The organism is Erythrobacter sp. CCH5-A1, assembly GCF_001557115.1.
Classification (GTDB): domain Bacteria; phylum Pseudomonadota; class Alphaproteobacteria; order Sphingomonadales; family Sphingomonadaceae; genus Erythrobacter.
The window spans coordinates 20,388-31,275 of record NZ_LSKQ01000312.1 but is presented as its reverse complement, the minus strand read 5'-3'; the positions used below and the strand labels follow the sequence as shown (position 1 = coordinate 31,275).

General features: G+C 68.7%; 8 protein-coding genes. 7 read left to right on the top strand and 1 reads right to left on the bottom strand.

Features of this window, described 5'->3' with window-relative positions; translation table 11 throughout:
- The first annotated feature begins 152 nt into the window (after positions 1 to 152).
- From AX708_RS19015 to AX708_RS19005, 3 genes are all read left to right on the top strand, one after another.
- On the top strand, positions 153 to 1,151 hold the full coding sequence (locus tag AX708_RS19015) for a glucokinase (protein WP_082747253.1): 999 nt from the start codon (positions 153 to 155) through the stop codon (positions 1,149 to 1,151).
- Positions 1,148 to 3,916: a phosphoenolpyruvate carboxylase gene (locus AX708_RS19010; RefSeq protein WP_066528686.1), complete on the top strand. Its 2,769-nt coding sequence runs from the start codon at positions 1,148 to 1,150 to the stop codon at positions 3,914 to 3,916. Before AX708_RS19015 ends, AX708_RS19010 begins: the two co-directional genes overlap by 4 nt.
- An 87-nt stretch (positions 3,917 to 4,003) precedes the next feature.
- Positions 4,004 to 4,381: a hypothetical protein gene (locus tag AX708_RS19005; RefSeq protein WP_066528684.1), complete on the top strand. Its 378-nt coding sequence runs from the start codon at positions 4,004 to 4,006 to the stop codon at positions 4,379 to 4,381.
- A gap of 39 nt (positions 4,382 to 4,420) precedes the next feature.
- On the opposite strand, the gene AX708_RS19000 is transcribed toward AX708_RS19005, so the two are convergent.
- Positions 4,421 to 5,446: a LacI family DNA-binding transcriptional regulator gene (locus AX708_RS19000; protein WP_082745532.1), complete on the bottom strand. Its 1,026-nt coding sequence runs from the start codon at positions 5,444 to 5,446 to the stop codon at positions 4,421 to 4,423.
- A 167-nt stretch (positions 5,447 to 5,613) separates the two neighbouring features.
- Here AX708_RS19000 and AX708_RS18995 point away from each other — a divergent pair, with 167 nt between their 5' ends.
- From AX708_RS18995 to eda, 4 genes are all read left to right on the top strand, one after another.
- Positions 5,614 to 6,897, top strand: a complete 1,284-nt coding sequence (locus tag AX708_RS18995; RefSeq protein WP_066528682.1) for a sugar MFS transporter — start codon at positions 5,614 to 5,616, stop codon at positions 6,895 to 6,897.
- A gap of 124 nt (positions 6,898 to 7,021) precedes the next feature.
- Positions 7,022 to 8,461: a glucose-6-phosphate dehydrogenase gene (zwf, locus tag AX708_RS18990; RefSeq protein WP_066528680.1), complete on the top strand. Its 1,440-nt coding sequence runs from the start codon at positions 7,022 to 7,024 to the stop codon at positions 8,459 to 8,461.
- Positions 8,454 to 10,256, top strand: coding sequence for a phosphogluconate dehydratase (gene edd / locus AX708_RS18985; RefSeq protein ID WP_066528678.1), 1,803 nt, complete (start codon positions 8,454 to 8,456; stop codon positions 10,254 to 10,256). Before zwf ends, edd begins: the two co-directional genes overlap by 8 nt.
- Positions 10,256 to 10,864: a bifunctional 4-hydroxy-2-oxoglutarate aldolase/2-dehydro-3-deoxy-phosphogluconate aldolase gene (gene eda, locus AX708_RS18980; protein WP_066528675.1), complete on the top strand. Its 609-nt coding sequence runs from the start codon at positions 10,256 to 10,258 to the stop codon at positions 10,862 to 10,864. The genes edd and eda overlap by 1 nt, the downstream gene beginning before the upstream one ends.
- The last annotated feature ends 24 nt before the right edge of the window (positions 10,865 to 10,888 follow it).

Below are 10,888 nucleotides of genomic sequence, written 5' to 3'. Positions count from 1 at the left end.
TGGACGATGGACAAGGTCGACGGCGCGCAGCGCCTGCTCGGGGAAATGGGCGTCAAGTAAGACCCCCGATTTTGAATAAGTATGCGGCGCGTGGGAATTCCGCGCGTCGCCTGCTACACCCTCGGCCCTGACGCGGCGGGACAGGGACACGAATGATGCGCGATGTGGTGGTGGTCGATATCGGCGGGACCCATGCCCGCTTTGCCATTGCCTCGATCGGCGCGGACGGCGCGATCAGCCTCGATGAGCCCGAAACACTCCACACCGCCGACCATGCGAGCTTCCAGACCGCGTGGGAAGCCTATCGTGACCGCAAGGGGGGCACCCTGCCCCCGGCCGTGAGCATCGCCATCGCCGGCCCGGTCGGCAGCCCCGGCAAGCCCAATCCGGTGATCCGCTTCACCAACAACCCGTGGATCATCCGCCCCGCGCTGATCCCGGAAAAGCTCGGCGCGCGCGACTACACCATCGTCAATGATTTCGCCGCCGTCGCCCATGCCGTCGCGCGCGCCGACGACAGCCAGTTCCTGCATCTCGCCGGCCCCGATGCGCCGCTGGGGCGCGAGGGCACGATCTCGGTGCTCGGGCCGGGGACGGGTCTGGGTGTCGCGCATCTCTACCGTTCGGGCGCAGCTTACCGCGTGCAGGCGACCGAGGGCGGGCACATCGACTTCGCTCCTCTGGACTCCATCGAGGACGCGATCCTCGCCCGGTTGCGCCGCCGCCACAACCGCGTCTCGGTCGAGCGGGTGGTGGCAGGGCCCGGGATCGTCGACATCTATCAGGCGCTTGCCGCGCTCGAACATCGTTCCGAGCCGGAGCGCGATGCGATCGAGATCTGGAACCTCGGCACCAGCGGAGAGGACTCGCTGGCCGCCGCCGCGGTCGACCGCTTCTGCCTCGCGTTGGGCTCGGTCGCTGGCGACTTGGCGCTGGCGCAGGGGGGCTTTGCCGGCGTGGTGATCGCCGGCGGCCTCGGCTACCGCATCCGCGAGACGCTGCTCACCTCGGGCTTTGCCGCGCGCTTCAAGGCCAAGGGGCGGTTCGAGAGCCTGATGGCGTCGATCCCCGTCAAGCTCATCGTCCACCCCCAACCCGGCCTGTTCGGCGCCGCCGCCGCCTTCGCCAGCGAGCACGGAGGCGAAGCGTGAAGTCGGTCGCGGCGCTCGAAGCGCGGCTGGGCGAACTCCACGAGCGCACGCGGGAAACGCCGCTCTTCAATCCGGTGTTCCAGCTCTCGCTCGATCTGTCGCGGGCGATCGAGAGCGGCGAGACCAGCCTGGATGATGTCGCCGCGCTGGTGGCGGAACTGGAGTGCGACGGGCTGAAGGCGCGCGCCCGCAAGCTGCGCACCTTGCTCGCCGTCCCGCCATCGCCCGCGCCGATGGCAAGCGCGGCCGACGACTTCGAAAGCTTTGCCGCGCGCTGGCAAAACCCGCAGCTCCACGCGGTCTTCACTGCACACCCGACGTTCCTGCTGTCTCATGCGCAATCCGAAGCCGTGGCCGCTGCCGCCTCGGCGCCGCAGGATATCGACGACACGGCCTGCGCCGTTTGCGCCACGCGCACAGCTGTGACGCTCGAACAGGAACATGCGGCGGCGATGGCGGCGATGGCCCGGGCGCAGGACGCGCGCGACGTGATCGTCGCCCGCCTGCTGGACGAGGCGCGCCGGCGCTGGCCGCAGGACTGGCGCGGGCTTCGTCCGCTGCCATTCCGCTTCGCCAGCTGGGTCGGATACGACATGGACGGGCGCACGGACATCGGCTGGCGCACCTCGATCGCCTTCCGGCTGCAGGAAAAGGCCGAACGCCTCGCGCGCTACACCGCTTCGCTGGAAGCGCTCGACGCGGCCCACCCGCTGCTCGCAACCCTCAGGCCCGCTACCGCCTTCGCCGCAGCGCGTGCGGAGGACTTCGCGGGGGACCTCACCAGCGCCGAGGCGCTGGCGAACGCCGCCAACCGGCTGACCACGCACAGCGACGACAATCTGCTGTCGCTGGCCCCGATCATCGCCGCGCTTGAAGGCGAAGCAACAAGCGCGCCCGAGCCTCGCGCCATCGCCCTCCTCACCCTTGCTGCCGCGATGCGGGCCGACGGGCTCGGCATGGGCTGGATCCATTTCCGGGTGAACGCCAAACAGCTCCACAACGCCGTGCGCCGCCGGCTGGGCGAGGACGACGAGGGCGTGGACCTTGCCAGCAAGGGCGCGCTCATGACCCTGCGGCGACTGGTCCACGAGGCGGCAACGCTGCGCACCAATTTCGCCGCGCTCGCCACTGAAAGCTCGACCGCGATCCGCCAGTTCATCGCGATGGCGCAGATCCTGAAGCACATCGACGCCGACGCGCCGATCCGGATGCTGGTGGCCGAATGCGAGCAGCCCGCCACGGTCCTCGCCGCGCTCTATTTCGCCAAGCTGTTCGGGGTGGAAGGCAAGGTCGATGTCTCGCCGCTGTTCGAGACCGAGCGGGCGCTGGAGCATGGCGGGCGGTTCCTCGATGCGCTGCTCGCCGAGCCTGCCTACCGCGCCTATGCCCGCGCGCGGGGGCGCGTGGCGGTGCAGACCGGGTTCTCCGACGCCGGGCGCTTCGTCGGGCAGGTCCCCGCAGCCCTCGCGATCGAGCGCCTTCAAGGCCGCCTCGCCGAAGCGATGGCCGCGAACGGCCTTGGCGACATCGCCGCGCTGGTGTTCAACACCCACGGCGAAAGCATGGGCCGCGGCGCGCACCCTGCTTCGCTGCAAGACCGGCTCGAATGGCCGCTCTCCCCCTGGGCGCGGCGACGGTTCGCCCGCGCGGGCATCCGGCTGGAGCCCGAAGTCAGCTTTCAGGGCGGCGACGGCTACCTGTTCTTCGCCACCCCAGAACTCGCGCTCGCCACGCTTACCCGCATCGCCGAACTGCGCCCCGCCGAGGCCGATCTCGCCGCGCCCGCCGACCCCTTCTATCACCGCACCGATCTCAGCCTCGATTTCTACCGGGCGGTGAAGGAGCACCAGGGCGATCACCTCGCCAGCCGTACCTATGCGCGCGCGGTCACCGCTTTCGGCCTCGGGCTCCTGAACCCCACTGGCAGCCGCGTCTCGCGCCGCCAGAGCGACATCAACGCCGACCGCGAGATGAGCTTGCGCCAGATCCGCGCGATTCCGCACAATGCGATCCTCCAGCAATTGGGCTATCCGGTGAACGTCATCGCCGGGGTCGGCTCGGCGGCCGATGGCAACCGCGAGGAAATCGCCGCGCTGCTTACCGATTCCCCGCGCGGCCGGCAGATCATGCGGCTGGTGCGCAGCGCCAATGCGCTCGCCAGCATCAAGACCGTGGCGGCCTATGGCGAGCTGTTCAACTCGGCCTATTGGGCGAGCCGCACCTATCGCGGGACCGAGGATCACCTGGCCGGCGCCTGCGCCGCCCTCGCCGAATATCTGGTGGGCGACGACCGGACGGGGGTGTTCCGCCGCCTCGCCTCGCGCCTCAGGATCGATGCATTGAAGCTCCACCGCCTGCTCGATCTCTTGCCGGGTGATACCGCCGACACCGAGGCGCGCGAGCATGTGCGCCGCCGCATCGGCGTGCTGCAGGCGCTGCGCCTCGCGCTGCTCCAGCACATGTTCCTGAAAGCGGTCGCGGTCCCCGCCTTCAGCCGCGCCAACGACATCAGCCGCCGCGACGTGATCGACATGGTGCTGACCTTGCGCATCGACGAGGCCCTCGCCCAGCTGCGCCGCGCCTTCCCGGTGCGCATCCCCGGCCCGCGCGACTTCCCGCTGGACGAGCCGAGCGACTACCCCGATGGCGGCGAGGAAGGCTACGGCGCCTACGAGCGCGACTTCATGACGCCGATCGCACGGGCGCAGGAGCTGTCCCTGCGCATCTCCACCGCCATCGCCAACGAATTCGGCGCGCATGGCTAACGCGGCGGTCGCGGATGGAGAAACCGCTTTCCCGGATTAGGAAAGCTGTTAGCCTCGCGGTCTTCGACAAATATAGGCGGAGTAACGATGGGGCAGTGGAACTACGCCAGCGGGCCGAATGACCGGGGCGAATATCCGACCAAGGTCAATCTCACCGAGAACGACGACACGGGGGCACTTTCCGGCACCGTGCTGTTCCGCGAAGTCACCTTCAACGTGACCGGCCAATGGGCTGCCGCAGGTTCGGATCCGGAACGCAATTTTTCGGTGTTCTGGTTCGGCGGCGGGAACAGCGACGTCTCGATCTTCCTGTCGGCCGTGGGCAATATCGAATACGCGGCATCGCCGCCCCACATGGACATCACCATCACGACGGCGAGCGCAGCCAACGGCCAGGATTACGGCTACAACGACCGCCTCTTCGGCACGGATGCTGCGCCTGCTTCCGATCCCGACGAAGAATAGGTCCGGCCACGCCTTGCGCCGGGGCTTTGGCAGCAAGGCCTATCCCGAACGCAAGGTGCTGCCGCGCGCGATCAGCCGCACCGGCACGCGGCGGCGGGCGGCTTCGCCTTCGTCGAGCACCGCTTCTACCAGCGCCCCGCCCGCTTCGGCGGGATCGGGGGCGATGGTGGTGAGCGGCGGTCGGCTGAAGCGGCCGGCGACCAGATCGTCGAAGCCCATCACGCCCACGGCGTGCGGCACGGACAGATCGGCGGCGGCAAAGGCCTCGATCGCGCCCAGCGCCATCGCGTCGCAGGCGGCGAAGACCGCATCAATGTCCTCGCCCCGCTCGATCAGGCGGCGCGCGGCGCGGCGGCCCTCCTCCTCGCGGGTGGCGGCGTTGACCGTGGGGGCAAGGCACGGCTCCAGCCCCGCCGCGCGCATCGCTTCGGCATAGCCTTCGTAGCGTTCGGTGAACTGCACCTGCGGGGTGTTCAGCGCGCCGAGGAAGCAGGGGCGCCTGTAGCCGGCGGCGAGCAGATGCTCGACCGCCAGCCTTCCGGCCGCGCGGTTGTCGGAGCGCACCCAATCGAGCTCGTCGAAGGGCGAGCCCCAATAGGCGACCTTGCGGCCCTCGCTCTCGATCCCGCGGAAATGCTCCCATGCGGCGGCATTGGTGGTGGTGCCGATCACCACGAGGCCGTCGGCGCGGCCCTGTTCCTGGTAGTGCCCGAAGAAATCCTGCGCCCGGGCCTGAAAGCTCACCAGCGTCTCGAAGCCGCGTTCGGAGGCCGCGACACAGACCGAGCCGAGCAGCGCATAGGCGAAGGGGTTGATCGAGGAGGCGCTGTCGCCCTCGCGGCAGATGACGACCACCGCGAGCGTGCCGGTCGAACCGCGCCGCAGCCGCGCCGCGCGCTCGTCGACGAAATAGCCCAGCGCCTCGGCTGCCTCGATCACCTTGCGGCGAGTCGCCTCGGCGATGGCGGGAGAGCCCGAGAGGGCACGGCTGACGGTCGGCTGGCTCACGCCCGCCCGTTCCGCCACATCGAAGGATGTCGGCCGCCTTTTCGATCCCCCGGTCATGTCTGCCTCTCTAGGGCGCAAGCTTATCCCCGCGCAAGGCTCGCTTGCATTGCTATACGCACTGGAAATCGCCGCACGCTTCTTGCAGGTTGACACGGATGCGCTGATTGTGAACGTTCGCAAAATAAGCGAGCGGGCCAACGGCGCGCGGGGAGAGGGATCAGCAAATGGCAATGTCACCGGGTGCGGCATCGGCCGCTGGGATTGGCGCAAGCGACACGCCGCAGGTCGACGCGCCGGGATTGAACTATTTCGTCTTCGCGCTGTTCTTCATCTTCGGCGGGATCACCTCGCTCAACGACGTCATCATCCCCAAGCTCAAGGAGCTGTTCACGCTCAACTTCTTCGAGGCGAGCCTGGTGCAGTTCTGGTTCTTCATCGCCTACGCGGTGGTGGGCATACCCGGCGCGCGGCTGGTGAAGAAGCTGGGCTACATGCGCGGCGCGGTGGCAGGGCTGGTGACGATGATGGCGGGGTGCCTGCTGTTCATCCCGGCAAGCCAGACCGCGCTCTTCCCGATGTTCCTGTTCGCCTATTTCATCCTCGCGACGGGCGTGGTGCTGGTGCAGATCGTCGCGAACCCGCTGATCAGCCTTCTGGGGCCCGAGCGCACGACCCACAGCCGCCTGACCTTCGCGCAAGGCTTCAATTCGCTGGGGACGACGATCTTCCCCTATGTCGGCGCGATCCTGATCCTCGGCAGCCTTGCCGGCGTCACCGCCGCGCAGCTTTCGGGCGAGGAACTGGCCGCCTATCGCACCGCCGAGAGCCAGGCGATCGTGGGCGGCTATCTCGGCCTCGCCGTGGCGCTCGCCGTGGTTGCGGGCGCGGTGTGGCTGTTCCGCGACCGGCTGGGGGGCGAGAAGCACGAGCAGACCAGCCTTGCCGATGGCCTCGCGCTGCTGAAGCGCCCGCGCTTCGGCTACGGGGCGGCCTGCATCTTCCTCTATGTCGGCGCGGAAGTGGCGATCGGCAGCTTCATCGTCAGCTTCCTGATGCAGCCTGAGGTGCTCGGCCTCGGAGAGCAGGATGCGGGCAAGCTGATCTCGCTCTACTGGGGCGGCGCGCTGGTGGGGCGGTTCATCGGCTCGGCGGTGTTGCGCTTCGTCAGCCCGGGCCTGACGCTCGCCGCGGTGGCAGCGGGCGCGATCACGCTGATCGCGGTTGCGGCCAACGCGAGCGGCACGGTGGCGGGCTACTCCTTGCTCGCGGTCGGCCTGATGAACGCGATCATGTTCCCGACCATCTTCAGCCTCGCCTGCGAGAAGCTCGGCCCGCGCGCGGCGGATGGATCGGGGATCATCAACGTCGCCATCGCGGGCGGCGCGATCATCCCGCCGATGTATGGCGCGCTGGCGGATGCGACCAGCCTCGCCTTCGCGCTGGTGCTCCCGGCGGCATGCTACGCGATCATCGCGGGCTTCGGGGTGTTTGCGCGCAAGCCTGCTTGACGGGTCCGCTGGCGCGAACCGCAGCCCCGCCGGAGGTGGCCGAAATTGAATAAGTATGCGCCCACTGGCGGATAGTCCCCCACGCGCCTAGGTAGGGCGCGACGCAAGAAGGGGGCTATCCGCCATGAGCTTCACCGCTGACCGCCTGCTGCTGTTCGGAGCCACCGGCGACCTTGCCCAGCGCATGCTGCTGCCGAGCCTGTTCGCGCTCGATGCCGACGGGCTGCTCGCGCCCGACCTCGCCATCATCGGCACCGCGCGCTCCGACATGAGCGACAGCGAGTATCGCAACTTCGCCCGCGCCGCGCTCGAGAAATATCTCCCCGCCGAACGCCGCGGGAGCATGGCGGGGTTCTTGAACCGCCTCGCCTACCAGACCCTCGATGCGACCACGCTCGAAGGCTACGGCGCGCTCGCCGAGAAGGTCGGCACGCCCGCCCGCGGCCTCGCGATCTTCCTCTCGACCGCGCCGAGCCTGTTCGAGCCGACCATCAAGGGGCTGCAATCGGCGGGCCTGACGGGCGAGACCGTGCGGATGTGCCTCGAAAAGCCGCTGGGCACCAACCTTGCCACCAGCCGCGAGATCAACGACGCGGTTGCCGCCGCCTTCCCCGAGAGCCGCATTTTCCGCATCGACCACTATCTCGGCAAGGAGACGGTGCAGAACCTGCTCGCGCTGCGGTTCGCCAACATCATGTTCGAGCCCTTGTGGAACGCGGCGCATATCGAGCATGTCCAGATCACCGTCGCCGAGACCGTCGGCCTCGAAGGGCGCGTTGCCTTCTACGACGATGCTGGGGCGATCCGCGACATGGTGCAGAACCACATGCTCCAATTGCTCGCGCTGGTGGCGATGGAGCCGCCCGCCCACTTCGATGCGACCGCCGTGCGCGACGAGAAGGTCAAGGTGCTGCGTGCCCTGCGCCGGGTCGGCTCCAATGAAACCGTCACCGGGCAGTACCGCGCAGGCGCGATCCAGGGCGCGGCGGTGCCGGGCTATGACGAGGAACTGGGAAAGCCATCGGACACCGAGACCTTCGTCGCGATCAAGGCCCATGTCGACAACTGGCGCTGGAAGGGCGTGCCCTTCTACCTCAGGACCGGCAAGCGCATGCCCAAGCGCGTCACCGAGATCGTGATCCAGTTCCGCTGCGTGCCGCACTCGATCTTCGCCGGGCGCGGCGCGACGATGCAGCCCAACCGGCTGGTGATCGGCATCCAGCCCGAAGAGAACATCACCCTCTCGCTGATGGCCAAGGTCCCCGGCCTCGATCGCGAGGGCATCCGCCTGCGGCAGGTGCCGCTCAACATCGCCATGCCCGACGCCTTCAGCGGAGCGGTGCGGCGCATCGCCTATGAACGCCTGCTGCTCGATCTGGTCGAGGGCGACCAGACCCTATTCGTCCGACGCGACGAGGTTGAAGCCCAGTGGGACTGGGTGGACGCGATCCGCGCCGGCTGGGAGGCGGACGGCCTCACCCCCAAGACCTACACCGCGGGAAGCTGGGGCCCGAGCGCGGCGATCGCGCTGGCGGAACGGGACGGAGTGACGTGGCATGAATGACACCCTTCACAAGGTGACGCAGCGGGTGATCGAAAACTCGCGCGCTAGCCGCAGCGCCTATCTCGACCTCATCCGCCGCGAGGGCGACAACATGGGCGAGCGTTCGGCGGTCTCCTGCTCCAACCTCGCCCATGCCTATGCGGGGATGGAGGAGGACAAGGCCGCGCTGGTCGCAGGCCGCGGGGCGAATATCGGCATCGTCAGCGCCTATAACGACATGCTTAGCGCCCACGCGCCCTATTACCGCTATCCCGAGCGGCTCAAGATCTACGCCCGCGAGATCGGCGCCACCGCGCAGGTCGCGGGCGGCGTGCCCGCGATGTGCGACGGGGTGACACAGGGCGAGACGGGGATGGAGCTGTCGCTCTTCAGCCGCGACGTCATTGCCCTGTCGACCGCCGTCGCGCTCTCCCACGCGATGTTCGACGGCGCGCTCCTGCTCGGCATCTGCGACAAGATCGTGCCGGGTCTGCTGATGGGCGCGCTGCGCTTCGGCCACCTGCCGATGATCTTCGTGCCCGGCGGGCCGATGCCGAGCGGCATTCCCAACAAGGAAAAGCAGCGCGTCCGCCAGCTCTATGCCGAGGGCAAGGCGACCCGCGCCGAATTGCTGGCGAGCGAGATGGGCAGCTACCACTCGCAGGGCACCTGCACCTTCTTCGGCACCGCCAATTCGAACCAGATGATGATGGAGATGATGGGGCTCCACGTGCCCAATTCCGCCTTCATCAACCCCGGCACCAAGCTGCGCCAGGCCTTGGACCGCGCGGCGGTGCACCGGGTGGCGGAGATCGGCCGGAAGTCCGACGACTACCGCCCGCTCAGTCTCGTCGTTGACGAAAAGGCGATCGTCAACGCGGCCGTGGGCCTGCTGGCGACCGGCGGCTCGACCAACCACGCGATCCACCTGCCCGCCATGGCGCGCGCGGCGGGGGTGATCTTCGACTGGAACGACCTCAGCGAACTCTCCAGCGCCGTGCCGCTGATCGCGCAGGTCTATCCCAACGGCGCGGGCGACGTGAACCATTTTCATAACGCGGGCGGCATGGGTTTTGTCATCGGCGAGCTGCTGGAAGCCGGCCTCGCGCATGGCGACATCCTGACGGTCGGGCGCGGCGGCTTTGCGGACTACGCGAAAGAGCCGGGGCTCGACGGCGATGATCTCGTGTGGCGCGAGGTCGGCCCGAGCGGAGACGACACGATGCTGCGCCCGGTCGCGACGCCCTTCAAGCCCGATGGCGGGATGCGGCTGCTGGAAGGCAATCTCGGCCGCGCCTGCTTCAAGACCTCGGCGGTGGACGAAACACGCTGGACGGTCGAAGCCCCGTGCCGCGTCTTCGAGGATCAGGCGAGCGTCGCCGCTGCCTTCAAGGCGGGCGAGCTTGACCGCGACGTGGTGGTGGTCGTCCGCTTCCAGGGCCCGCGCGCCAACGGGATGCCCGAACTCCACAAGCTCACCCCGCCCCTGGGCGTGCTTCAGGACCGCGGCTTCAAGGTGGCGCTCGTAACAGATGGCCGCATGTCGGGCGCGAGCGGCAAGGTGCCCGCGGCGATCCATTGCACCCCCGAGGCGCTCGGCGGAGGCCCGCTGGCGCGGCTACGCGATGGCGACGTCGTGCGGGTCTGCGCGGTGACGGGCGAGCTTTCGACCACTGCCGATCTCGCCGCGCGCGAGCCGGCAACCGATCCGCAAGCCGAACTCGGCACGGGCCGCGAGCTGTTCGGCATGCTGCGCCGCTATGCCGACGGGGCCGAACAGGGCGCCTCGGCGATGCTCGCCACGGGAGGAATGTGATGAATATCGACGCCATCATGCGCACTGCGCCGGTGATCCCGGTGATCGTGATCGAGGACGAGGCCCACGCGGTCCCGCTCGCCGAAGCGCTGGTCGCGGGCGGGCTGCGTGTGCTTGAAGTCACGCTGCGCACCCCCGCGGCATTGGGCGCGATCCGGGCGATGAAGCAGGTTCCGGGCGCGATCGTCGGGGCAGGCACCGTCACCAACCCGCGCGAACTCGACGCGGCGCTGGAAGCCGGGAGCGAGTTCATCGTCTCCCCCGGCCTCACCGAGAACCTCGGCAAGGCGGCGGTTGCGGCGGGCGTGCCCTTCCTCCCCGGCATCGCCAATGCGGGCGACATCATGCGCGGGCTGGACCTCGGGCTCGACCGCTTCAAGTTCTTCCCGGCCATGGCGGCAGGCGGATTGCCCGCGCTGAAGGCGCTCGCCGCGCCCTTCGGCCATGTGCGCTTCTGCCCGACCGGTGGGATCAGCCTCGAGAACGCCCCCGAATGGCTCGCCTTCGATCCGGTGCTGTGCGTGGGCGGCAGCTGGGTCTCTCCCAAGGGCGCGCCTGACCGCGCGACAGTGGAAGCGCTGGCGAAAGAGGCTTACGGGTTGCGCTAGTCCAAGCCCCCCCGCAAAACAACT

Excerpts from the sequence above, each read along its gene's own strand:
- AX708_RS18995 (WP_066528682.1), top strand. The coding sequence starts at position 5,614 with ATGGCAATGTCACCGGGTGCGGCATCGGCCGCTGGGATTGGCGCAAGC.
- edd (WP_066528678.1), top strand. The coding sequence starts at position 8,454 with ATGAATGACACCCTTCACAAGGTGACGCAGCGGGTGATCGAAAACTCG.
- AX708_RS19005 (WP_066528684.1), top strand. The coding sequence starts at position 4,004 with ATGGGGCAGTGGAACTACGCCAGCGGGCCGAATGACCGGGGCGAATAT.
- eda (WP_066528675.1), top strand. The coding sequence starts at position 10,256 with ATGAATATCGACGCCATCATGCGCACTGCGCCGGTGATCCCGGTGATC.
- AX708_RS19015 (WP_082747253.1), top strand. The coding sequence starts at position 153 with ATGATGCGCGATGTGGTGGTGGTCGATATCGGCGGGACCCATGCCCGC.
- AX708_RS19000 (WP_082745532.1), bottom strand. The coding sequence starts at position 5,446 with ATGACCGGGGGATCGAAAAGGCGGCCGACATCCTTCGATGTGGCGGAA.
- zwf (WP_066528680.1), top strand. The coding sequence starts at position 7,022 with ATGAGCTTCACCGCTGACCGCCTGCTGCTGTTCGGAGCCACCGGCGAC.